Origin of the sequence: Enterocloster sp. 210928-DFI.2.20 (assembly GCF_020554465.1) — a bacterium.
GTDB classification, from domain to species: domain Bacteria; phylum Bacillota; class Clostridia; order Lachnospirales; family Lachnospiraceae; genus Enterocloster; species Enterocloster bolteae.
Window position 1 is genome coordinate 89,044 of the sequence record NZ_JAJCHK010000006.1, and the last position, 22,849, is coordinate 111,892.

At 49.8% G+C, this 22,849-nt stretch carries 21 protein-coding genes; 10 read left to right on the forward strand and 11 right to left on the reverse strand.

Features of this window, described 5'->3' with window-relative positions; all coding sequences use genetic code 11:
* Positions 1-80: 80 nt before the first annotated feature.
* A complete protein-coding gene (locus tag LI015_RS08090) occupies positions 81-1,331 on the reverse strand; it encodes a polysaccharide deacetylase family protein (protein WP_319638721.1) in 1,251 nt (416 codons plus the stop codon).
* Positions 1,332-1,714: 383 nt separating this feature from the next.
* On the opposite strand from LI015_RS08090, the gene LI015_RS08095 reads away from it, so the two are divergent.
* On the forward strand, positions 1,715-2,167 hold the full coding sequence (locus LI015_RS08095; protein WP_054354861.1) for a helix-turn-helix domain-containing protein: 453 nt from the start codon (positions 1,715-1,717) through the stop codon (positions 2,165-2,167).
* Positions 2,168-2,261: 94 nt separating this feature from the next.
* Here the strand turns inward: LI015_RS08095 and LI015_RS08100 are convergent, their stop codons facing one another.
* The gene (locus LI015_RS08100) at positions 2,262-3,032 is read right to left on the reverse strand and encodes an SseB family protein (RefSeq protein ID WP_002567599.1); all 771 of its coding nucleotides are present in this window, start codon (positions 3,030-3,032) and stop codon (positions 2,262-2,264) included.
* Positions 3,019-4,752 carry a putative bifunctional diguanylate cyclase/phosphodiesterase gene (locus LI015_RS08105; protein WP_002567598.1) on the reverse strand — a complete coding sequence of 578 codons (1,734 nt, stop codon included), beginning with the start codon at positions 4,750-4,752 and terminating at the stop codon, positions 3,019-3,021. The genes LI015_RS08100 and LI015_RS08105 overlap by 14 nt, the downstream gene beginning before the upstream one ends.
* Positions 4,753-4,924: 172 nt before the next feature.
* Here LI015_RS08105 and LI015_RS08110 point away from each other — a divergent pair, with 172 nt between their 5' ends.
* On the forward strand, positions 4,925-7,309 hold the full coding sequence (locus LI015_RS08110) for a hybrid sensor histidine kinase/response regulator (protein ID WP_227124517.1): 2,385 nt from the start codon (positions 4,925-4,927) through the stop codon (positions 7,307-7,309).
* 96 nt (positions 7,310-7,405) lie between these two features.
* Here the strand turns inward: LI015_RS08110 and LI015_RS08115 are convergent, their stop codons facing one another.
* From LI015_RS08115 to LI015_RS08125, 3 genes are all read right to left on the reverse strand, one after another.
* The gene (locus tag LI015_RS08115) at positions 7,406-8,419 is read right to left on the reverse strand and encodes a class I SAM-dependent methyltransferase (protein WP_117625845.1); all 1,014 of its coding nucleotides are present in this window, start codon (positions 8,417-8,419) and stop codon (positions 7,406-7,408) included.
* 82 nt (positions 8,420-8,501) lie between these two features.
* Positions 8,502-10,724: a penicillin-binding transpeptidase domain-containing protein gene (locus LI015_RS08120; RefSeq protein ID WP_117625844.1), complete on the reverse strand. Its 2,223-nt coding sequence runs from the start codon at positions 10,722-10,724 to the stop codon at positions 8,502-8,504.
* 165 nt (positions 10,725-10,889) lie between these two features.
* Complete coding sequence (locus tag LI015_RS08125) at positions 10,890-12,632, reverse strand: hypothetical protein (protein WP_227124519.1); 1,743 nt, start codon at positions 12,630-12,632, stop codon at positions 10,890-10,892.
* Between the two features lie 264 nt (positions 12,633-12,896).
* Here LI015_RS08125 and nadA point away from each other — a divergent pair, with 264 nt between their 5' ends.
* The 5 genes from nadA (at position 12,897) to LI015_RS08150 (ending at position 17,312) form a co-directional block, all read left to right on the forward strand.
* A complete protein-coding gene (gene nadA, locus LI015_RS08130) occupies positions 12,897-13,802 on the forward strand; it encodes a quinolinate synthase NadA (protein WP_002567593.1) in 906 nt (301 codons plus the stop codon).
* A gap of 64 nt (positions 13,803-13,866) precedes the next feature.
* Positions 13,867-15,084: an L-aspartate oxidase gene (locus LI015_RS08135; protein WP_002567592.1), complete on the forward strand. Its 1,218-nt coding sequence runs from the start codon at positions 13,867-13,869 to the stop codon at positions 15,082-15,084.
* Positions 15,053-15,910 (forward strand): carboxylating nicotinate-nucleotide diphosphorylase, encoded by an 858-nt coding sequence (nadC, locus tag LI015_RS08140; protein WP_054354859.1) that lies wholly within the window; start codon positions 15,053-15,055, stop codon positions 15,908-15,910. Before LI015_RS08135 ends, nadC begins: the two co-directional genes overlap by 32 nt.
* Positions 15,911-15,943: 33 nt before the next feature.
* Positions 15,944-16,492, forward strand: a complete 549-nt coding sequence (locus LI015_RS08145) for a transcription repressor NadR (RefSeq protein ID WP_002567590.1) — start codon at positions 15,944-15,946, stop codon at positions 16,490-16,492.
* A gap of 13 nt (positions 16,493-16,505) precedes the next feature.
* Positions 16,506-17,312 carry a metallophosphoesterase gene (locus LI015_RS08150; RefSeq protein ID WP_002567589.1) on the forward strand — a complete coding sequence of 269 codons (807 nt, stop codon included), beginning with the start codon at positions 16,506-16,508 and terminating at the stop codon, positions 17,310-17,312.
* Between the two features lie 148 nt (positions 17,313-17,460).
* Here the strand turns inward: LI015_RS08150 and LI015_RS08155 are convergent, their stop codons facing one another.
* Positions 17,461-18,084 carry a hypothetical protein gene (locus tag LI015_RS08155; protein ID WP_054354858.1) on the reverse strand — a complete coding sequence of 208 codons (624 nt, stop codon included), beginning with the start codon at positions 18,082-18,084 and terminating at the stop codon, positions 17,461-17,463.
* A gap of 122 nt (positions 18,085-18,206) precedes the next feature.
* On the opposite strand from LI015_RS08155, the gene LI015_RS08160 reads away from it, so the two are divergent.
* On the forward strand, positions 18,207-18,515 hold the full coding sequence (locus tag LI015_RS08160) for a hypothetical protein (RefSeq protein ID WP_002567587.1): 309 nt from the start codon (positions 18,207-18,209) through the stop codon (positions 18,513-18,515).
* A complete protein-coding gene (locus LI015_RS08165) occupies positions 18,512-19,963 on the forward strand; it encodes a DUF2079 domain-containing protein (RefSeq protein WP_119205158.1) in 1,452 nt (483 codons plus the stop codon). The genes LI015_RS08160 and LI015_RS08165 overlap by 4 nt, the downstream gene beginning before the upstream one ends.
* An 11-nt stretch (positions 19,964-19,974) precedes the next feature.
* On the opposite strand, the gene LI015_RS08170 is transcribed toward LI015_RS08165, so the two are convergent.
* The 4 genes from LI015_RS08170 to LI015_RS08180 form a co-directional block, all read right to left on the reverse strand.
* Entirely contained in the window at positions 19,975-20,346 is a 372-nt protein-coding gene (locus LI015_RS08170; protein ID WP_007037279.1) for a hypothetical protein, read from the reverse strand.
* Between the two features lie 71 nt (positions 20,347-20,417).
* The gene (locus LI015_RS08175) at positions 20,418-20,978 is read right to left on the reverse strand and encodes an RNA 2'-phosphotransferase (protein WP_118018781.1); all 561 of its coding nucleotides are present in this window, start codon (positions 20,976-20,978) and stop codon (positions 20,418-20,420) included.
* A complete protein-coding gene (locus LI015_RS28195) occupies positions 20,968-21,093 on the reverse strand; it encodes a hypothetical protein (RefSeq protein WP_256168804.1) in 126 nt (41 codons plus the stop codon). Before LI015_RS28195 ends, LI015_RS08175 begins: the two co-directional genes overlap by 11 nt.
* A gap of 68 nt (positions 21,094-21,161) precedes the next feature.
* On the reverse strand, positions 21,162-22,172 hold the full coding sequence (locus LI015_RS08180; RefSeq protein WP_227124521.1) for an FUSC family protein: 1,011 nt from the start codon (positions 22,170-22,172) through the stop codon (positions 21,162-21,164).
* 234 nt (positions 22,173-22,406) lie between these two features.
* Between LI015_RS08180 and LI015_RS08185 the strand changes: the two genes are divergently transcribed.
* Positions 22,407-22,841, forward strand: a complete 435-nt coding sequence (locus tag LI015_RS08185; protein ID WP_054354856.1) for a MarR family winged helix-turn-helix transcriptional regulator — start codon at positions 22,407-22,409, stop codon at positions 22,839-22,841.
* The last annotated feature ends 8 nt before the right edge of the window (positions 22,842-22,849 follow it).

Here is a 22,849-nt window from a genome sequence, read left to right on the forward strand (position 1 = left end):
AACTTAACTGCCGGCAGAAAAGATTTACAATCCTCATCTGCGCGCTGATTCCTGTGGAAGTTAATAAGGTATTCTAATCATCAACCCTTAGGAATATTAAAATAGACCTGACCAGCCTCCAGCGGCACTCCTTTGGCCGCATACATCTCACTGACCGTAACAAACTGGTAGCCCTGGGCAGCCAAAAGGGGGATGACCGTCTCAAATGCCTCAGCCGTGGCGGAATAAAGGTCGTGCATCAGTATGATGCTCCCATCCCTTGCCTGGGAGAGCACAGAGGCTGCAATGGCATCCTTATCCTTACTGGACCAGTCCTGTGTATCTATGTTCCACTGAATCATGGGGTAAGATACCAGGCCCGGCACCTGGCCCTTAAAGGCGCCGTAAGGCACACGTACCAGTTTTGGCCGGAAACCTGTTACAGCCTCCACCGCATCGTTGGTCATCTCAATCTGGGAGGTCACTTCTTCGGGAGAAATTTTTTCCAGATTCTTGTGGTTAAATGTATGGTTTCCTATCTCGGACCCGGAATCCCGGATTCTCTTAAGAGTGTCCTTGTAGTCATTAACGCGGCTTCCTACTATAAAAAAGGTAGCCCTGCCCCCGTAAGCCTGAAGCGTGTCCAGAATTCTGCTGTCCACACTGTAATAAGGACCGTCATCAAAGGTAAATGCAATCATGGGCTTGGAGGCGTCCGCAGGCCCGGAAACAGGGAACAGCTCATTTCCGCCGCCTGCCGGGCCTAAAGACGCTTCTCCTAAAGGCGGTGCTGCCTGCACCACGTTACCCGGTCCATCGCTGGAGACCGCGAAGGGTGCAATGGTCTCCGGTGTCTGCTGCTGACCCTTTTCAGAATCAGGCAGAAACGGCTCCAGGACGATTCCGGACGGCGGTTCTCCTGTTTGTATTTCTTTGGAAGCCAGACCTCCTGTTATGCCTTCTTTTGTTTCAGGACCTGCTGTCTCTTCCTGTTCTTCTTTCTCCGGTTCTCCTGTTTTTGATAAACCGGATGAATCGGACGAATTGTCCTTTGTTTGACTGCTTTCTGCCGCTATCCAGGCAGCGGGACCATTGCTCCTGTCCGCCATCACATTCTTTCCATAAAAAAACAGTTGTGCACATCCAATCACAACTGCCAGAACCAAAACCAGTTTCACACCAAACTTCAGAGTGGACTTTACTTCCTCCTCCCGCATCTTTGCCTGCCTGGTCTTACTGATTCGCTTCATTGCATTTTGCCTGTCCTGTGTTTTTAAGTTTTTAGGAATTTTACTGTTTGTATTTTTTCTGTTGTCAGTCCCTTTTATATTTTTTTTGGTATCTTTAGACATAAATTCTGGTCTCCTGTGTATTTTAAATGCAGCCAGCCTTTGACCAGCCCGTCTATTGTAAACAAATTAAGCGGCGCTGTCCATGGATTTAAAGAAATTGAAAGAATATGTAACAAAAATTCATACAGGAACAGCTCCCTCTATGTAAGAATAAATCGTACATCATAACCGCACTGAACATTATGAGAAAAAACTTCGCAAGGTAAAACAGACCGAAAAATTTGCGAGAAAAAATATCATGAGAAAAAATATCCTTAAATCAATGTCGTTTCTTGAAGAATCTTCATTTATATGGTAGAATTATCCATAAGAGGTATTTTATGGCAATACTACGGGGTTAGAGACATATATCATATGGGATTACCAGGAAACGGGGACGTACTGTGAGAAACGAGAAACTGATTGCACTTATGAATTTAAAGGGCATGACCCAGGCAACCTTATCAAAGGAGACACACATACCTGCCAGCACTTTAAAGAGAATCATAAACGGAGAAAATCAAAAGGATAAAATGGTTCACATGGAATCCATCGCAAAGGCACTTGGCACTTCCGTCCATTCCATTTTCGACATTCCGTTGGAAACGCCTCTTGCCGCAGCGCTGCGCCCGGACGAGGCAGGGGCATCTGTCACCAAGCTGCTGACTTCAGATGAATCGCTGCTCATTTATTGGTTCCAGAACACATACCGGGAAGGTCAAGCGGCTATCCTCAAACGGGCCAAGGAAGAATATAACAAAACACAAAACGAAATATTAAAAAAAGTAACTTCTCTTGATAAACCAAAAGATAATCCCAGTGATTTCGACCAACTGTCCCTTGAACTCAGAACGTAACGAGGCTGCGATGAATTAAATCTCATCGCAGCCTTTCTGTATTTACCTTTTTTATTTTCGCTTCACGGTTTATATAGAGTTTTTTTCTCATGCCTTAAGCATCTTTTTTTGGCTGACTGGGCGCCCTCTTAATTTGCAGCGGCATTCTGACCCCCATGGGATTGAGAATCACGCCCTTTGCCTCTTCTGTCATGATTTGAGGTATTTTATCAGCTGTTACCACAAGGGGACGCAGTTTTCCCTCCCTGTTAAATTTCTGAAATTCCAATATATCTGTAAAGATAGCCTGGAATAACTGTTCGTTGACTTTGACAGCAGCCAGCCCCTTTCCCTCCTTCTCCACAGGAACAATAAAACTGCCCTTGCTGAAACCATTGGAAATCTCATCCTGCCACTCTTTTATTTCCGGAAGATTCTCCTGTCCCGGTTTTTTTCTAAGTTCCTGCATATAATACAGCATCGTCAGATGAAGGGACGGATTCTCCACCCACACCTTCTCCCCTGTCTCCTGTCCCTGCTGCTTATTGCGCTTCACAAAGTCCTGCAGCTGAATCAGGCTGTTCCTCCCACCGTCTTTCACCAGCAGAGCATTAACCCCAAGGGTGTAAAGGCTGGTGTAAAAGATTAAAAACTGCTTATTCTCCAGCTTCATGGGCCTGACAGGCGTTCCCGCTTCTGTCTGTTCTTTTGCCTCCTCTACAGCTGCCTGGGAGTCAAAGAAAACTATGATCTCATCATCATATGTTTCCTGGTCGCAGACCACATAGGGTTCTCCTGTACACATGGAAAGCAGAACATATAGCTCCCCTGCATTTTTAAGACGGTACATGATTTCCTGTTTTTCTGCAGCTTCATTCGGTTTCATTTGTTTGTTTCTCCTTTATGTTATTATAATTTGCCGGTTCCCTCCCCCCGGTCTTTTCCCGGTCCGTCTTTTTCATCAGCTCCTCAAAGACATCCTCAGGCATAGGCTTCCCAAAAAAATAGCCCTGTACGTAATCACATCCGATTTCTCTGAGCCGTTCCAGCTGTTCATCTGTCTCCACGCCTTCCGCCACCACGCTCAGGTTCATCCACCGCGCAAGGCTCATGATGAAACGCAGGATTCCCTGATTCACTGGCTTGGCTGTCTCGCTCTGGATAAACTTCATATCCAGCTTCAGTATATCGAGAGGCATCTGGTTCAGCATGTTTAAGGAGGAGTAACCGCTTCCAAAATCATCCATCTCAATGATGAATCCCAGCTCCCTGAGGTGGGTTACCGTATCAATGATTTGTCCCGGGTTTTCAGTATAAGCACTCTCTGTAATTTCCAGATGAAGGCGCGACGGCGGCAGATTATATTTATGTACAGTCCTCAGAAGGATGTTGGCAAGGTCCGCATTGTAGATATCAGCCCTGGACACATTCACGGACACAGGTATCTGCGGATACCCCTTACTGTCCCAGTCACGCAAAAAAGCGCAGGTGCGGTCCCACACATACTGGTCCAGCTGTGTGATGAATCCATTTCTCTCGAACAGAGGAATGAATTCCCCGGGCGACTGGAACCCCCATTCCGGATGAATCCACCTTACCAGAGCCTCTGCTCCTGACAATTCCCTATCCTTCAGCCTGTACTTTGGCTGCAGGTACACAATGAACTGCCCCTGAGCCAGGGCATCTTCCATACTGTCCGTGATGGCCTGTTCCCTAAGCAGCTTACTGCGCAGGGCATCATCATAGGCTGCAAAATGCCTTCTGTACTGCCCCTTAATGCTGCGGACCGCCAGCAGTGCGCGGTCGCACATCTGTTCCACAGATATGGAGCGGTCATCAATATGGTAAACTCCCCATTTCATCACCATATTTTTCACATTGGACATGGCATTAATCTGATTGCCCGCCTCCGCAAACAGCTGCTCTGAGTAGTCAAGGCGGCGCTCCGAAAGACAGGCAAACTGATCCGCATTAATCCGGCCGCAGATACCCCATCTGCCAACCTGCTTTGAAAACATGGCGGCCACATTGACCAGAAGCCTGTCCCCGGAAGGCACTCCGAATATGTCGTTGACAAGTTTAAAATTCTCTATGTTGGAATATATAATGTCATACTCCTGCTCAGGATGAGCGGCCAGGGTTTCCTTTACACGCTGGTAAAAAAATTCTTTTGAGTAGAGTCCGGTCAGCCGGTCATACTGGATCAGATTTATCATGGCGGCTGTTTCCCTGAGCTTGATGATATTGGCAACACGGTGCAAAATAACCTGGGGTTTATAAGGCTTTGCCACAAAGTCTGTGGCCCCGTGGGAAAGAGCAGTCACTTCATCGGATTCATCATCACTCTGCGTGGTTACGATGACCGGTATGGATGCCAGCGCCGGATCCTCCTGCATACGGGCAAGGAAGGTATACCCATCCATCACAGGCATAATGATATCCAGAAGAATCAACGCGATTCCATCCCTGTATTTTCTCAGAACCGCCAGGGCAGCCTGTCCGTTCTCCGCTTCCAGCACCTCATATTCCGACGAAAGAATGGCGCTCAGCATCATACGGTTTATCTCATTGTCTTCCACAACTAAAATTTTTCTTTGTGTGAACATTAATTTCCCTCTTTTCAAATGATACACAGCTTTGTCTATTGTACCATATCTGAAAACCCTTGCCAAGTAATCCCTGACGATGCTGTTACTTTCATTGTGTTTTCCGGATATTTCTGTTATTATCATAAATGCACAGTATGCTGTAAGCATGAAACGGGAAAGGAATATAAAAATGAAATCGACCGGTCTGTCACTAAATGATTATATTGATGCAACAGATGGTATCATTGATACCATCTGGGAACTCCGTCTGAAGGAGGAGGAAGTATATGTCTGGAGGGACCGTACCCTCCCCTCCACCACAGGGCAGACCCTTGATTTGGAGCAAACGCTGAGGGAGCTGTCAGAGCATAATGTATATGGTCCGGACCAGGCCATATGGAATGAATTCTTCTGTACAGAATCCCTGCGCAGCTTTTTTGCAAGCGGCCGGAAGCACAAACGCATAGAAATCCGCTTTATCGGAGCGCCCTATGGGTTCGAGTGGCATGAAATTTATTTAAGTACCTGTCCCCATTCCGGATGCAGCAGTGACAGGCTTCTTTTATTCGCCCGCCGGATTGAGTCAGAAATGAGGTCCCATCTGGTGGAGATGGCGGCCCAGGATGACTATGATTATGTGACTTACATAGATGCAAATACAAACCACCATATCCGGTACCTGTCTTCCCACAGTTCAGAAAACCTGCTTCCCCCGGAGGTGGGAGACAATTACGAAAACGAGCTCATGGAATATAACCGGGCCTATCTTCCTGTGGATGAATGGGAAGAAACTACCCGTCTTATGAGCCTTGACAATGTAATAAAGGAGCTGGAACAAAACAAAGAATACATCCTCTACTCCCGAACCATCCAGAATGGTATCCTCAGGGATAAAAAGCTGCGCTACAGTTACTACAACCGTCAGCGGAAGATCATCCTTCTGACCCGCTCCGACATCACGGAAATCAGGGAGGAAAAACGACAGAAGGAGCTTTTGCAGGATGCCCTCAACGCTGCCCAGGTGGCCAACCAGGCCAAAAGCACCTTTCTGTCCAGAATGAGCCATGATATCCGCACCCCCATGAACGCCATCATCGGGCTGACAGCCATCGCTGCCTCCTGCGCCGATGATCCGGACCGGGTGATAGATTGTCTAGGAAAAATCACCAGTTCCTCCAAGCTTCTTCTCTCACTGATTAATGAGGTTCTGGACATGTCAAAGATAGAAAGCGGGCGTATCGTCCTGTCTGAGGAGGACTTTCTTCTGGATTCCCTCTTTAAGGATGTTATCTCCATGATACAGCCAGACTTAAAGCGCAGAGGCCACACTCTCAATATCCATATTGAAACACTGGAACACGAGGCTGTGTGCGGTGATATGCAGCGGCTTCAGCAAATCATCAATAATCTTCTGTCCAATGCCATCAAATACACGCCCCACGGCGGGACCATTACGCTGGAGCTGTCAGAAACACGCAGTCCGCAGCAGGGTTACGGCACCTACCGGCTGGTATGTGAGGATAACGGGGTGGGAATATCGCCTGAATTCATAGATCGCGTCTTTGAGCCTTTTGAAAGAGCTGAGGATGAACGAATCCGGAGTGTTCAGGGAACCGGCCTGGGTATGGCTATCACCCGCAACATAGCCAGGATGATGGACGGCGACATTTGGGTAGAGAGTACGCCCGGCCGTGGTTCCCGTTTTACAGTTACCTTTAACCTGAGACTGAGAAACCAGATTCTGCCAGATTCCTCGGTCCTTACCGAGCTCCCGGTCCTTGTGGCGGATGATGACAGAATCGTATGCGAGGAGACATGCCGGTGTCTGAACCAGATTGGCATGAACAGCTCCTTTGTGACATCCGGCAAGGAGGCTGTCTCCAGAGTGGTTTCCGCCCACCGTGACCTAAAAGGATTTTTTGCTGTCATCGTGGATTTGCGTATGCCTGACATGGACGGCATCGAGGTGACCAGACAAATCCGTGCCCAGGCAGGCTGTCACGTTCCCATTATCGTTATCTCAGCCTATGACACTGCTGAATACGAGGCCGCCGCAAAAGAAGCCGGAGCCAACGGATTCATTTCCAAGCCCCTGTTTCCCTCCAAGCTCATATGCATGCTGCGACGCTTTGCCCTCCATGAGGAGGAAGAAACCGCTGCAGCCTCCCTTCCCGGGCTTCCCAACGCTGATTTTTCCCGCAAGCGGATTCTGCTGGCGGAAGACAATCCCCTGAACCAGGAAATAGCCATGGCTTTCCTGCAGAACACCGGGGCCCATGTAGAGACAGCCATGGATGGCCGGGAGGCAGTTGAAATGTTCGCGGCCTCCTTTACAGGATACTATGACCTTATCTTCATGGATATACAGATGCCCCACATGGACGGTTACCAGGCCACCCGGAGGATTCGTGCCATGGAACGTTCGGACGCAGCCTCCATCCCCATCGTGGCTATGACTGCAAATGCGTTTACCGAAGACATTAAGCTAGCTCTGGAAGCCGGTATGAACCAGCATATGGCAAAGCCCATTGATATCCGACAGCTGGAGACCATCATGTTTCGCTGGCTGGGCTGAGAGCTCACACAAAGGCAGAGAGGCTGTACCCGCAAAGTCCGGCAGCCTCTCTGTTTTTTCGTATCCAGCTTATTTTCATATCTGGCTCTTATAATGTTATTTTCTGAATATATCCACATCCACGTTGCCTGTGGAATAGATCCCGGTCCGTTTCTCAGCACTCCTGAAGCCGGCTGCCATGGCAGCCTCTGTTATTTCATTCTTCTTCACTCCAAGGTTATATCCCTGCATATTATACGGAAGCCAGCCCAGCATCATGTCCCATGGTCCGGAGCCATCCCGCTCGATTCCCTCTGAATAGCAAAGCAGCACGCCGCCCGGATTCATGGCCTTGTAAAGTTTCTTCATCAGGCCGGCCATCTCCTGTTCAACAAAGCTTAAGGTGGCAATGGCCAAAACCAGGTCATAGCCACTTCCTATATCATCCGTCAGATAATCTCCTGTCATAGGTACCGCTCTCTCTTCCAGGCCTGACAGACGGATGGACTCCCGGATTGCCGGTTCCATAGCTGGCCGGTCATAGAGGATACCGTACACATCCTCCCGTTCTCCAATCACGCCAAGGCCCAGCAGTCCCGTTGCACAGCCTAAATCCAAAATCTTCCGGATTTCCGGATATTCCGGAAGTTCCTTTACCATTTTCTGTATCTCGGTCTGGCGGAAGCCCAGTTGGGAATCCCGCATGTTCTGTACGTACTGCTCAAAGGCCAGCTGCCCCTCCGGTTGGCTGTCTCCGCCGGGCCCCTCTTCAACCAGCCTCTTAATATCCCTGCATCCCATACAATCCTCTGCGCAGTGAAAAGCCAGATGTCCTCCGATGTATTCCGGTCTGCCTTTTACAAGATAACGGTCCGTTTCCCTGCAGTTGCAGTACATTCCATCCCTTTTCCAAATAAATCCAAGACAGTAAAGGGCGTCCAGGAAATACCGCGTGTTATCTTCATTCCACCCTCTCTCCTCTGAAAGCTCCCTGACGCTCTTACGCTGGGTAAGGTCCGAAAAAACGTCCAGCTCTACCGCCGCGTTCAATACTCCCACATACAGCGGGAGATAGGGAAGCCTGATAAGCCTCCGCAAAATCCCTTCTGATGAAAATGAATCCATAGGCATTGATTTCCCCTCCAATCCCCCATATACAGTTTATGCTGATTCCCTCCTCCATAATAGTATATGTCTGTATCTTCGGATTGTCCTACTGGCCTGACGGTATATAGGCTCCCAGCACATCCCTAGATTTTCTGACCACCAGGCCGCTTCCTCCGGCATTCTTCACATCTTCCACCATGCTGACCATAAGAACCGGCTTCTGTATGTCCTTATCCGCCGTGTAAACGGCAAACCATCCCAGTTCCGTGCCGCTTGTATCTTCCTTGGATGCTTTTATCTCAGCCGTTCCTGTCTTTCCTGCCAGAGTAATGTCTGAACGCATGGCTGCATGTCCTGTGCCGTGTTCCGAACTGATTACAGCCTTCATTGCGTCCTCCACGGTCTCTGCTGTTTCCTGTGTACAGGCGTCCTCAATCCAGATCTCCGGCACCGGTGTATCCTTATATATAAGATAGGGTTTCAGAACCTTTCCCTGGTTGGGGAACATGGTATAAAGGGATGCCAGATGGATGGGATTCACCAGCACCTGGCCCTGACCGTATCCGCTGTCCGCCAGCTGGATTTCCGTTTCAATCCGGTCAGCATTGGAGTACTGGGATTCAGCCACCGAGATTTCAAAGGGAAGCTTCTGGTTAAAGCCCAGCCGGTCCAGTCCTGCCATGAAATCATCATATCCGATTTTCAGGGCTGCTTTAGCAAAATATATGTTATCCGAGTAGATATAGGCATTTTTAAGGTTGACCGGACTGTAACCGTGAAGGGTGGTAACGTGATAGCCGCCCCAGCCGGCATCCTTCTGCCAGCTTAGTCCTGCTGCGTCCTCCCCAAAATTCTCATCCGGCGTAAGGACGCCTGCTGTAAGGCCGATAACGCCTGTGATGGGCTTAAAGGAGGAGCCTGGGGCAAAGCGCTGCCTGAAACGGTTTAACATAGGCTTTCTCTCATCCTCATTCAGTTCGGTCCAGGTTTCCTCCGACATGCCCAGGATAAAGTCATTGTTATCATAGCTGGGCGTGTTCACCAGAGCAAGAACCTCTCCTGTGTAGGGATTCATGGCCACGGTGCAGCTTTTACTGTCCCGGAATGCATCATACACCAACTCCTGCAGGCTGCTGTCTATGGTGAGGGTGATATCCTGACCGTCAATTCTGGGAATGGCTGCCAAAACCTGCTTTTCTTCTCCCTGGGATGTAACAATGGATATAATGCGGCCATTCTGTCCCTTTAGCTCCTTCTCAAACAGACCTTCCATGCCGCTCCTGCCGATGACGCTGTCCGACAGGTATCCTTCTCCCTTGTGCTCCTCAAGATCCTCTGCCGTTACATTCTGTACATAACCCACCAGATGGGCAGCCTTTTCGCCCAGGGGATAATATCTGACAGGCGTATCTGTGATCATGACGCCCGGAATGGTCAGAAGTTCGTCCTGAAGCGCCCTGTTCTGTACATTCTCATCCTCAGGGAGAGCGGATTGGAGATTGAGCTCATCCACCTTCTTTAATGTTTTAATGGGAACAAGGGAATCATCCTTCACCCAGTTAGCCGACAGCTTTTTGCGGATACTGTCAGCGGAAACACCTAAAAGCTCTGAAAGCATGTTTATTTCGTCCTCTGAATAATTGTCTGCCTCACGGCTCATCTTTCCCGGCACAAGTCCCACCATGGACGCGCTTCCCTTTCCGGCCAGCAATATACCGTTTCGGTCCAGGACGCTTCCCCTTACGGCCTTATCCGTGGTGACCCTTACCTTATCGTTCCAGCTCAGGTTGGGAAATATGACGCGGTCGTTCCAGATCAATCTGTATTCTTCGTCTTTTGCTTCCTTCCTTTTCTTTCCTGCCTTTTCACTGTCATGGCTGTCTGTCCCGGCAGCCCCTGAGGATGCCTCCAGCTTAAAATCCGCCTGGTTGAAAAAATGGATGGTGCCTGCCAGGCTCTCCATGCTGGTCTCATAGCTGACCGTCTGAATACCCTGGTCCTCCTTTTCCTCCACTCCGGTAATATCCACCCGGATGGAGGAGGCGCCGATGCCCTCATATATCTTCTTATTCCTGGTGATAAAATCCTCCTGGCTGATGTCCATTCGGCTCCCGGAATCCAGCATCCGGTACATGGCTTCGTAATTCCCCTCGGTCAGATATCCTGTATACTCCATGAACCGTTCATCCGGCGCAGCCTGCCTTACACCCGCCTGTCCCTTTGCAAACCATAAAAATGCCATGCCCGCAGCAGCGGCCATAAGACACACCAAAACCAGGGGAATGATAATAACCGCCCTTGATCTTCTCCGTCTCCTTCTGCTTCTCATTTTATGTTCCTCTCTTAAATATCCATCATGATAACGGCCCAGACATACTGCCGCTGAATCCATCTATAAATTGTTGCACATGAAGCAGGCAAAATCAATAGCACAACCGGATAATTAAGAAAAAAGGAAGAAGATTCTGCAAACAGTCTCCTCCTTTTTATCCGGTCACATCTGTACCGGCAGTACAAACTCCTGGTTCCATCCGTAGGTGGGCCTTTGAAGCTGCAGACGGATTACAGATTCCCCCTCCTCATATAATGCCTTGAACCCGGCCAGCTCACCTGCGTTATATTTATCTGCCCCCGCCATATCCGCCAGTGCGTATACGGTTTTTATGGGATCACCGGAGCTGCCCTCCTGGCCTTCCTCCGGCTGTACTGCATTTACGTAGTACAAATTCTTATCCGCATCCCTCATCTCTGCCCTGGCATTGATGTAGACCATATGCCTGGTAAGAGGGTCTCCGTTGTCATCCGTACCATATTCATAAAGCTCATCCATGGGACTGATGCCGGTCAGATATATCCTGCAGTCCCTGAATTCCACCACCATATCCAAAGGCTGCCGCTCTCCGGGAATGGGAATTTCCAGCACACTTCCCTGTTCCGGCGATATGACAACAGGTTTCTCTGCATGCAGGGATGCTTCCGTAACCACAGTACCCTCCGGTCTCCTGTAAAGTGTCTCCTGGATGCTTCTGGGCTGTATGCCGGACAGCTGGTCCAGGGATGTGGTCAGCTGTTCCCCCAGCACAGGGACCAGTTCGGCAGTCCTTCCGTCTGACAGTGTAGCCATCAGTTTTCCGCGGCTGAACCCAATCCTATATCCATCTTCTGAGTAGGTATAGGTGGTAAGCCTGAGTCCGTCCTCCTCCACGATTCCCTCTGCCATCCCATAAAATCCTTCATGGTTCACCATTCCCTTTATATCCTCCAGTGAATCATAGGCAGGCGCTTTTTTAAAGACGATTTTTATGGGGTCTTTAAAGCCGTTCAGCCAGAGTTCATAGACCCCCTCCGGTTCATCCAGTGTAAACCTGTCCTTACCTATGGTATTCTCCGACACTTGGGATATATAGAAGCCGCCTTTTCCATTATCTTTGTAAGATGTGCTGTTCCTCTGCCGGGTAAAGCCCAGTCCGTCTATACCCTTTCCTTTAATCCGGTCAAAGGTAACGGCCCTTGCGCCCTGCGCCTTCTGCTCTTTCTTCTCCGCCCGGATTCTGTCCTGAAACGCACTGCGGCCGTAAATGTTCTTTTCGCTGTCAATACAGAAATAACTGTCATCCCATTGTACGCTAATTCCCTGATCCTGTTTTTTTCGGTTTTCCTCCTCTTGTTTCAGAATCTCCTTTACCTTCTCATCCGGTATCAGTGTCACGGTATCATCCTTAAATTTCACCCTGACGCTGATTACATTGTCCTGAAACACCGCAGAAAGAAGCCTGGCGCTGACTCCTTTCTCATCTGTTTTCATCTGGCTTGCGTCCATGTCCAATACATACAGGACTGGTTCTCCCTTTTTGCATATGCCGTATCCAGGAACCATCTGCCACTGGTCCGCTGTCATCAAACCGTCCTCCCCCTGCTGCTCCGCGGCTGTCTCCTGTCCGGCTTCCATATCCGGTGTATCCGGTACAGCTTCCTGCCCCCGGGGTGTCCCTGTGTCCTGGGCGTTTTCTCCTTTTGCGGCATGATTCTCCTGGTCTGTCTGTCCTGCGCCGTCCTGTTCCCGGACAGCCGCGATGTTCTCTTTCTGTCCCCCGGTCCCGCTGTCCGCTGATTGGCAGGCCGCCAGGCTTACAGCCATGAACACAAGACATGCCGCAAGTCCCGGAGCTGTCATTCTGTGAATTCGTATTTTGCAGATTCTTTTTCTGTGAGTTAATATTTCATGGATTTTTTTCATATTAATCCTCCTCGTTTAGAACGCTGCGCCACGTCAGAAAACGTCCGGCATAATTCCTATCCTAATTCTACCATATCCCCATTTTCCAGTGCTGAACTTTTCTTTAATAATCCTTACAATTACGCCGACCGCTTTGTTATGCTAAAATTTTAACGCCCTATGTGTCTTGTCACATGTAAATATATGTGTTATACTGTTGCGGACGTAAACAAAAAGCCAATTTAAAAAGGCCGGCGCTGCAATACCGGCAGAACAGGGGAAATTATGACTAAGCAGGAAGAAATAAAACAGTTAAAAGCAGAGCAGGATGCCGTCATCCTGGCCCATTATTATGTGGATCCCCAGGTACAGGAACTGGCGGATTACATAGGAGATTCTTTCTATTTGAGCAAGGTGGCGGCCGGTCTTGAAAACAGAACGCTTGTGTTCTGCGGAGTCTCCTTTATGGGCGAAAGCGGAAAGCTCCTGAGTCCCGACAAGGTGGTCCTGATGCCCGACGCCCAGGCAGACTGCCCCATGGCCCACATGGTAACCAAGGAGGAAGTGGAGCAATACAGAAAAGAATATCCCGGCCTTGCAGTGGTCTGTTACATCAATTCCACAGCCGAAATCAAGTCCTGGTCCGATGTGTGCGTCACATCTGCCAATGCGGTACAGATTGTAAGGAACCTGCCAAACCAGGACATCCTTTTCATACCGGATAAGAATCTGGGCCGGTACGTGGCCAGCCAGGTACCTGAAAAGCATGTGATGCTGGTAAAAGGCTGCTGCCCTGTCCACGACCAAATGTCCCCCAAGGAGGTATCCGGCTTAAAGAAAATACATCCAAATGCCCTGGTACTGGCCCACCCGGAATGCAATGCCCAGGTGCTTGAGCTGGCTGATTATATCGGTTCCACCACCGGGATTCTCAAATATGCTGCCGGCAGCACCTCCCGGGAATTCATTATCTGCACAGAAATTGGCGTGCGTCATGAGCTGGAACAGCAGAATCCGGACAAACAGTTTTATTTTCCTGATACAGAACCAATCTGCCGGGATATGAAAAAGATAACCCTGGACAAAATCATCCATGTCCTGCGCACAGGGCAAAACCAGGCATTTGTCCCCGAAGCCTATGTCCCGTCAGCCGGCAGGGCGCTGGAGCAGATGCTTAAGCTTGCACGGTAGCTGCCGGGATGCAGATTTCAGGCAGCCGATTCCAGGCAGCCGATTCCAAAAGGAGGCATAGGAAATGACAAAACATATATACTGTGATGTGGTGATTGCAGGCTGCGGGGTGGCAGGATTATACACTGCCCTGAACCTGCCGGAGGACCTGCATGTCCTGATGATATGCAAGGAGGATATGGATACCTGTGATTCCATGCTGGCTCAGGGAGGCATCTGTGTGCTCCGGGGAGAGGATGACTATGAGCCGTACTTTGAGGACACCATGAGAGCTGGTCATTACGAAAACCGGAAGGAAAGCGTGGATTTGATGATACGCACCAGCCCCGGTATCATCCGGCATCTGTTAGAGCTTGGGGTAGGGTTTGACAAGAACCCGGATGGTAGTTTAAAATATACAAAGGAAGGCGCCCATTCCAGGCCCAGAATCTGTTTTCATGAGGATATCACCGGTAAGGCCATCACCACGGTACTCCAGGAACGGACAGCCGCGCTCCCCAATGTGGATATCATGGAATATACCGTTATGACAGATATTCTGACCGCAAACGGAGCCTGTGCCGGCATCCAGGCCAGGACAAGGGACAACAGCTCCCTCTTCATCCATGCCCGTGACACGGTCATGGCCACCGGAGGCATTGGAGGGCTCTATCAGCATTCCACTAATTTTCCCTGTCTCACAGGCGACGCACTGACCGTTGCCCAAAAGCATGGCGTAAAGCTGGAACACCTGGATTACGTCCAGATTCATCCCACCAGCCTTTACACGGAAAAGCCCGGCAGGTCCTTTCTCATCTCGGAATCAGCCCGCGGCGAAGGGGCTGTGCTCTTAAACGGCAAAGGCGAACGCTTTGTCAATGAGCTGCTGCCCAGGGACGCGGTATCCCAGTCCATTGAAGCAGAGATGAAAAAAGAGGGAAGCTGCCATGTATGGCTGTCATTTGCGCCCATACCCCAAAAAACCATACTGGAACATTTTCCCCACATATATGAAACATGTCTTGAGGAGGGTTATGACATCACAAAAGAGCCTATCCCGGTGGTGCCTGCCCAGCATTATTTTATGGGAGGCGTGTGGGTGGACCTGGATTCCAGAACCTCCATGGAGCATCTGTACGCAGTGGGTGAAACCAGCTGCAACGGGGTTCACGGAAAGAACCGCCTGGCCAGCAACAGCCTGTTGGAAAGCCTGGTGTTTGCCGGAAAAGCCGCAAAAAGAATAGAGAACAGCCAGAAAGGGAGAATACATTATGAATCCAATTACCATGCAGCTTATTGCTGACAAATACATACGTCTTGCCCTGGAGGAGGATATCAGCAGCGAGGACGTATCCACCAACGCAGTCATGCCTGAGTATAAAAAGGGTCAGGTACAGCTTATCTGCAAGGAAGACGGCATCATTGCCGGGTTACAGATTTTTGAGCGCGTATTTACGCTTCTGGATCCTGAAACCAAGGTGGTATTTGATGTCAGGGACGGAGAACAAGTAAAAAAGGGCCAGCATCTGGCCACGGTCACAGGAGATGTGCGCGTCCTTTTATCCGGCGAACGGACCGCGTTAAATTATCTGCAGCGTTTAAGCGGCATTGCCACTTATACCCATACGGTTGCAGGGATGCTTGAAGGGACCCGGACAAAGCTTCTGGACACCCGGAAAACCACTCCCTGCATGCGTGTTTTTGAAAAATATGCTGTCCGGATTGGCGGCGGACAGAATCACCGCTATAACCTGTCTGACGGCGTTCTCTTAAAGGATAACCACATTGACGCAGCCGGAGGCGTCAGGGAGGCGGTTGCCGCTGCAAAGGCATACGCTCCCTTTGTCCGTAAGATTGAGGTAGAGACAGAGAACCTTGACATGGTAAAGGACGCAGTGGATGCAGGCGCCGACATTATCATGCTGGATAACATGACTCCGGAACAGATGGCTGAAGCCATACGCTTAATTGACGGCCGGGCCAAAACCGAGTGCTCCGGCAACATGACAAAAGAAAATATCCGGACCGTCACGGAGCTGGGCGTGGATTATGTATCCAGCGGCGCACTGACCCACTCTGCCCCGATTCTGGATATCAGTTTGAAGCACCTGAAGGTGCTGACGGATTAAATCGTAACTATGTTTTGCAGGAGGGAATGAGAAATGGAAAATGCGATGAACGGAACGCAGAGACGCAGGAAGCTTCTGGATATGATGAGGCTGGCTTCCGCCCCTTTATCCGGCGGGGCCCTTGGCAGGGAAACAGGTGTCAGCCGCCAGGTGGTGGTCCAGGATATTGCTCTCCTGCGCACCATGGGGTATCCCATTCTCTCCACTGCCCGCGGGTATGTTCTCAATGTATCCAAGCATGCGTCACGTTTTTTTAAGGTCTGCCACACCAATGAGCAGACAGAGGATGAACTGGTCACCATCGTGGACCTGGGCGGGACCGTGGTGGATGTCATGGTCAATCACCGGGTATACGGAAAAATGTCAGCTCCTCTCAACATCAAGAACCGCCGCGACGTACAGCTGTTCATGAACAATATAAAAACCGGAAAATCCACCCCGCTCATGAATGTCACTTCCGGCTACCACTTCCACCATGTCTGCGCCGAGCAGGAGGAGATACTGGACGAGATAGAGGAGGCTCTGAGGAAAAAGCACTATCTGGCAGAGCTGCTGCCCTATGAGATGTCCGATGATGAGTAAACAGGAGCCTGATATGCAGAAAAAAACACATGCTGTAAACCCATTTTACTGCGGTCTTACCGTACACCGTTATACGGAATACTCTAAAAAGATTACAAAACACCTGCGGGCAGCGCTGATAACAGATCTGCACAGCACCATATACGGCAGCGCCCAGGAGCCGCTGCTGACGGCCGTACACAGCCACAGCCCCGACCTGATTCTCATGGCAGGCGATATTGCCGATCACAAAGTCCCCCACAAAGGGACTTTACTGCTTTTAGAGGGTTTAAAGGGACAGTACCCCTGTTACTATGTTACGGGAAATCATGAGCATTGGATTCACCAGATACCTGACATCAAGAAAATGTTCACCGGATATGGGGTCACTGTCCTTGGAGGCCGGACAATCCGAACAGCCATCAAAGGGCAGCCTCTGATCATAGGAGGAGTGGATGACCCTCATGCATTTACCGACTCCCACCACTCCGTTAAACTGGACTCCCGATGGAAGGAACAGTTCTGGCGCTGCTGTTCCCGCACCTCCCCTGACATTTACTCCATCCTGCTGTCACACCGGCCGGAGCTCACCAAATATTACAGGGACAGCGGGTTTGACCTGATTGTGGCCGGTCATGCCCATGGGGGGCAGTTCCGCATGCCCGGCTGCCCTGGCGGGCTTCTGGCGCCTCACCAAGGCTTCTTTCCCCGATATGCAGGGGGACAGTATGCCCTGGGTTCCACATCTCTGATTGTCAGCCGGGGGCTGTGTATCAACAGGCTGCCCCGCATTTATAATCCTCCGGAATTGGTCCTGGTGGACCTGAAGCCCATTTCATAGAACGCCCGCCCGCTCCAGTCCCATTCCTTTGGAACTGCATCCATGAACCTCTCCCCGCCATGCTGGAAAAAACCAGTGACGCCTGCATATGGTTCGCACTAGACCACATTCTCCATGAGCACCTTGGAAGAACCTGCTTTAGTCAGCCTCACAAGATCAGGCGCCTCCTGAGAACTGCCGCAAAATGCAAAATATTCCTCTTCTTTGTCTCCCGACACAAACAAGGTTCCCGGACAATAGTCATCCCAATTGCATATCCCTCTGCCGCGCATTCCGGGAGACTGCTGAGCTTATTGTCTGTCAGAGCAAATCTGTACATACGGCTTTCGGCCGGCTGGAACACATCGTCCACCTTTGCCACCGTCATATACTGAGCTCCGATTCCCTCTGTCATATTCCAGGAATATTCCTGACAGCGGTACAGGGCCTGTCCATCCGTATTTTCACCCAGCCTGGTAAAGCAGAAACTCTCACCTTTTTGTGCAGGATTAAAGCCATAGATATCAGGAACAGCCAGTTTCTTCCCCTCCCCGGGCCTATAGGAATAGAGATTGATTTTTAAATTCTCCGAAAAGATATCCCCTGTATCCGGCTCCTGAATAAACAGGGTGCTGCCGCACATGTCAGTAACCGCATCGCCCTCCATGATAATCTCTGTTCTCCCATCTTCTTCCCTGACAGAAATCAGTTTTTCGTCAAAGGCATCCGCTGCCAGCTGTGCACATCTGGTTCTGCGTCTCTTGTCCTGGATGATACGGGTCCTTTTCCTCATGTTCTTATCTCCCCGGAACGGCAGATTTTATTAAGGTTTTTCTAATTTTTCTTACAGTTGCCTCAGGCATCTTTACATTTTCCAATGGGATGATTACTATACAGTTTAAAGGAGGAGAACCTATGATTCAAATGATGAAACGCGATTTCCAGCTGTCCCTGTTCTGCTGCTGCCTTGGAAAACTGACCATGGCCAGCTGGCTGTTGACAAATACCATGTTTCTTTTGGCCAGTCATGTGCCCTTTGTGACATTGGACTTTGTGAGACAGATTTCACTGGAAAGCTTCTTGGGCATCTGGCTCGGAATCTTTCTCTGCATGGCCATTCCCTATGTACTTCCCTGCGGCCGCTCCCGGATTCATTTTTCCCTGACTCCCAGCGTGCTCATGTACATTGCCACTCTGATGATAAAGGAAACATTTATACTATGATAAAAACCATAGAACAATGGCTGACCGGCAAAAGGCTGCTGATAATCCTCACCATGGCAGCGGCTGTCTGGTTCTCGTTCACCGCCGTCATGACCGTGCTGCGGTACCGGCTGAATTACGCGTCTGCTTATGATTTCGGAATCTTTTCACAGATGTATTACTACATGGATAAAGGCCTGTCTCCTCTTACCACATGTGAGCGCGACGGGCTTTTATCCCATTTTGCGGTCCATCTCTCACCTGTCTTTTATGTACTGCTGCCCTTTTACAAATTAGTCCCCCGTCCTGAGACCCTGCTGGTGCTCCAGTCCCTTGTTGTCATAAGCGGAATGGTTCCCTTGTGTCTTTTGGCCAGGACATTTTGCTTCACCCGCCTGCAAACCCTGTGTTTCGGTCTGATGTACTGTTTTTACCCAGCGTTTATGGGCGGATGTTTTTACGATTTCCACGAAAATAAATTCCTGGCCGTCATTATTCTCTGGTGCATGTACTTTTTGGAAACAGGCCATTTTAAATCCATGCTGGCCTCTGCCGCACTTCTCCTTATGGTGAAGGAGGATGCTCCTGTCTATGCGGCCTGTATCGGACTTTACCTGTTCCTTTGGAAAAAACAGTACCGTTGGGGAGCCATTGTCTTTCTTGCGTCATGCGCATATTTCTGCATGGCTGTCTGGTATATCAACCGGTTTGGGGACGGGGCCATGATTAACCGGTTTGACAATTTCATATCGGATAAACGTCTGGGCTTGGCCAGCATGTTTAAAACCATACTGGTCAATCCTGCCTATGTGCTGTCCCAGATTGCGGTGAAGGATAAAATCATGTTCTTCCTTGAAATGCTCCTTCCGCTGGGTTTCCTTCCGCTCATGACAAAAGACTGGCAGAAATGGACACTGCTCATCCCCTTTGTACTCATCAACCTGATGTCCAATTATATATACCAGCACTCCATATACTTTCAGTATACCTACGGTTCAGGAGCCCTGCTCATTTATCTGGCGTTGGTGAATTTCCGGGATATAAAAAATGCACCCGGCCGCAGGCGCAAAGGAGGTGACGGGTATGACGGACGGCTTCCGGCCACTGTCTGTGCCTGGGGCCTGCTGTGCGGCCTCGTCCTCATGGGAGGCGTGATGTACAGTAAGTCAAAATATGCCGTCCTGTATCACCGCCATCATGAGGAAGCTGCCCAGGCCAGGACTCTTCTGGACCAGATTCCCACGGATGCCTCTGTAAAATCCTCCACCTTCTTCCTCCCCCAGCTTTCCATGCGGGATGAAGTCTATCTTCTCACAAGCAGCCATCCGGCGGACTATATGGTGGTGGACTTAAGAGAGGGTTATGAAAAGGACCTGGAACAGATTCTGGCAGACTGCCGGGAACAGGGATATGAGCCCGCAGGAACCGTGGACGGCTATGTGGCCCTGTTAAAGCAGGATGTGGAATGATGGTTCAATTTTCACAGGTTCCTTTTTACGGGCAGCGGGTGTGAGGGAGGGCGGTCCCATCCGGCCTGCCCACGGTCCCCCATGCCTTTAAAATACTGCCGCTTTCTCTTCTCATACTTTTTTATATAGTAGTCTTTGCCTATAGTCGGGCATTCATATATCAATGATTCTGCCGGTGTATCCGGTCTGCTGCCGCAAAAACAGCAGTCCGGGTCACCGCATTTTTCATCAATCCATTGGTTGCATTGGGGACAGCAGACAGCATCGTATCTGAAAATAAGGACAAGCGGCTGATTGCAGCATTCACAATGTCCGCCTGCATAGACACCGGCCCGCAGCCATCTCCTCAAATATCCCTGTCGGCGGCGCTTCGGGTTCTTCATAATGCATCACCTTCATGTTTTGGACCTTTTACAGTCATCCGTCTTTACTCATCGGTTACAGGTATTCCATTTCAGATATTCCGTTTCAGGTATTCCGGCTTTACACGTTTTGTCAGCCATACCCCGTTTTGTGATATGTAAAAATGTTCACCATCACGGCTCATGCGGCCGGAGTCCACCTCAAATACCACCGGATTTCCATGCCTTCTTCCCACCGTTAATGCTGTCTTGGCATCCCCGGACAAGTGTACATAAAGACGGCTCATAGGCTTTAAGCCCTGTTCCAGAATGGCCTGCTCAAAACGGCTGGCAGTCCCATGATAAAGGACCTGAGGCGGTGTTGTCTCTGTCAGCTCCACATCCACTGGTATACTGTGCCCCTGGTTGGCGCGTATCAGAGTCCTGTCTTCATTGAAACTGTACCGGCCCTTTTCATCCGTCCTGACCATATCCTCCAGCAGCTCCATATCCATCGGCCTGCCTGTGCCGCTGATGCCCTGAATCAAAGCCTCCACATCTGCCCAGCCGTGTTCGTCCAATGTGATACCGGCTGCTTCCGGCTGATGCCGCAGCACAAGACTCAGGAATACGCTCAGCCTTTCTTCGCTGCTTCCTGCTTTTTTATTTCCCATATTCTCTCCTGTTTTTCAAATGATTATAAACCGGCAATCCCCTCTGTCTTCTATTTCCACCAGATAACGTACCCTGTACATCTATGCTTTCCTCATTCCCTGTTCCTCCGATCATCGCATATCCATCCTGTGATTCCGATATAACAGCCAAGCTGCAGGTACCTTCAGGTTCACACTCCCACATCACTTTGTACGGCAGGCCGCCGCAGCTCCTGTATGGCCCATGATTCCCCTTCCGAGTTTCTGCGCCAGATACAGAATCAGCACAATGCATGCCCCGCCTGCCAGACAGAGAAGCCTGTTTTCAATGGCCGTGGATGTATCTAAGAGCACCAGAGACGCATTGATGGCGCACACTGCATTGACAATCTGCTTATATTTATATTCTGAGGTAAAAAAACTGATATATCCCAAAAACAATACCATGCCAAAAGCCCAGCTCTCAGGCACCAGCATGCGGAATACCACCACAAAGAACAGAATGCCCAGGACATTTCCGAGAAAGCGGTGACGTATGCGCTCCAATGTTTCATGGTAATGCAGCTGAGTCAGGGACATTACCACAATACTAATCCACAGGGGCTTTCTCAGGTGAAGGACCATACCTATAAACATAGCTGCCGCTATCCCCATAGACATCCGCAATATATAGCCTTTCCGTACCGTGCACAGCCTTATCTGTTCCTTTAAACCGCGTCCTTCCTTCCCGTGTCCCTGCCAATACCACTTGATAACCGTAGTAACCGCCACCGCTGCAGCACCTGCTGCTGCGCCTGCCAGACGCATAGGAAATGCCGCTGGCGGTACAGGTGTGGACTGTGCGAACACGAAGCACAGCAGGAAACTGATAGCTGGTTTGTACATGGTGGGTTCACAGGTCAGGGCCATAATAAGAAGGACAAAAAGAAAATCAATCACAAGGGCTGCTGCCGGCAGCATCAGGGCTGTCTGCCCGGCAATAACACAGCCGCAGTACAATCCTATGATAATCCCCGCCATGGTCACGGGCCTCACCCCGATATATCCATCCGGGAACATGGTCATGCCCACACTGATAGCCACCCCCGGAAGCACATTCTGTACACCAAATATGGATTGAAATATAAATACAAAGGCCAGGTTAAATGCAAAATGGAGCGCATTTTCCACGGCCTGTTCCCATAAAGTTCTCTTTTTCTTTTCATTTTCCGCCATTCTTATCCTTCTTCCCCTTGATTCTGTTTTAAAAATGTTGTAATCTAAAAGCAGTCATTAAGTACACTTTAATAGATAGTCTACTTTGGTTTACTAATTATTATAAACATATCCAGTCTGTTTGTCAATGACCGGATAAGGCGGCCCTATCCGGTTGCGCAGGATGGCTTTATCCCGCCGGCTTTATCCCGGCCTTCAGCAGAATGGCTGCAGATGGATCAAGGAGGTCAGAAAATGAATAACAAAAACTTCACCGAGGAACTGCTCCGTCTGCTCCCCTATTGGCATTACAGGATTGATAAACCCTTCAAGGCATTTATGAAGGATAAGATGAGTCTGGAAACCTATTACTGTCTGCAGGTACTGCTCCGCAAAGGTCCCATGACCATGACAGAGCTCACCCGGCACTTAAATGTCAGCAAACAACAGGCAACCAAGCTCATAGAAATCCTGTGCAGCCACGACTTTGTCAGAAGGCTTCCAACAGAACACGACCGGCGCTGCATCGTCATAGAAGTGACTGGCCGCGCCAAGGATTATATGATAAATACGATTTATAAAGACACCTCTTTTGCAGATAAACTGAAACAGGAACTGGGGTCTGAAGATATGGAGCGGCTGGAGCAGGCTGTGCTGACACTGTCAGACGTGCTCTCCAGGCTGGACTGACACGCTCA

Coding starts and splice junctions, on each gene's coding strand:
- LI015_RS08090 (WP_319638721.1), bottom strand. CDS start 1,331: ATGTCTAAAGATACCAAAAAAAATATAAAAGGGACTGACAACAGAAAA.
- LI015_RS08100 (WP_002567599.1), bottom strand. CDS start 3,032: ATGAAACCGAATGAAGCTGCAGAAAAACAGGAAATCATGTACCGTCTT.
- LI015_RS08105 (WP_002567598.1), bottom strand. CDS start 4,752: ATGTTCACACAAAGAAAAATTTTAGTTGTGGAAGACAATGAGATAAAC.
- LI015_RS08110 (WP_227124517.1), top strand. CDS start 4,925: ATGAAATCGACCGGTCTGTCACTAAATGATTATATTGATGCAACAGAT.
- LI015_RS08115 (WP_117625845.1), bottom strand. CDS start 8,419: ATGCCTATGGATTCATTTTCATCAGAAGGGATTTTGCGGAGGCTTATC.
- LI015_RS08120 (WP_117625844.1), bottom strand. CDS start 10,724: ATGAGAAGCAGAAGGAGACGGAGAAGATCAAGGGCGGTTATTATCATT.
- LI015_RS08125 (WP_227124519.1), bottom strand. CDS start 12,632: ATGAAAAAAATCCATGAAATATTAACTCACAGAAAAAGAATCTGCAAA.
- nadA (WP_002567593.1), top strand. CDS start 12,897: ATGACTAAGCAGGAAGAAATAAAACAGTTAAAAGCAGAGCAGGATGCC.
- LI015_RS08135 (WP_002567592.1), top strand. CDS start 13,867: ATGACAAAACATATATACTGTGATGTGGTGATTGCAGGCTGCGGGGTG.
- nadC (WP_054354859.1), top strand. CDS start 15,053: ATGAATCCAATTACCATGCAGCTTATTGCTGACAAATACATACGTCTT.
- LI015_RS08145 (WP_002567590.1), top strand. CDS start 15,944: ATGGAAAATGCGATGAACGGAACGCAGAGACGCAGGAAGCTTCTGGAT.
- LI015_RS08150 (WP_002567589.1), top strand. CDS start 16,506: ATGCAGAAAAAAACACATGCTGTAAACCCATTTTACTGCGGTCTTACC.
- LI015_RS08155 (WP_054354858.1), bottom strand. CDS start 18,084: ATGAGGAAAAGGACCCGTATCATCCAGGACAAGAGACGCAGAACCAGA.
- LI015_RS08160 (WP_002567587.1), top strand. CDS start 18,207: ATGATTCAAATGATGAAACGCGATTTCCAGCTGTCCCTGTTCTGCTGC.
- LI015_RS08165 (WP_119205158.1), top strand. CDS start 18,512: ATGATAAAAACCATAGAACAATGGCTGACCGGCAAAAGGCTGCTGATA.
- LI015_RS08170 (WP_007037279.1), bottom strand. CDS start 20,346: ATGAAGAACCCGAAGCGCCGCCGACAGGGATATTTGAGGAGATGGCTG.
- LI015_RS08175 (WP_118018781.1), bottom strand. CDS start 20,978: ATGGGAAATAAAAAAGCAGGAAGCAGCGAAGAAAGGCTGAGCGTATTC.
- LI015_RS28195 (WP_256168804.1), bottom strand. CDS start 21,093: ATGATCGGAGGAACAGGGAATGAGGAAAGCATAGATGTACAGGGTACG.
- LI015_RS08180 (WP_227124521.1), bottom strand. CDS start 22,172: ATGGCGGAAAATGAAAAGAAAAAGAGAACTTTATGGGAACAGGCCGTG.
- LI015_RS08185 (WP_054354856.1), top strand. CDS start 22,407: ATGAATAACAAAAACTTCACCGAGGAACTGCTCCGTCTGCTCCCCTAT.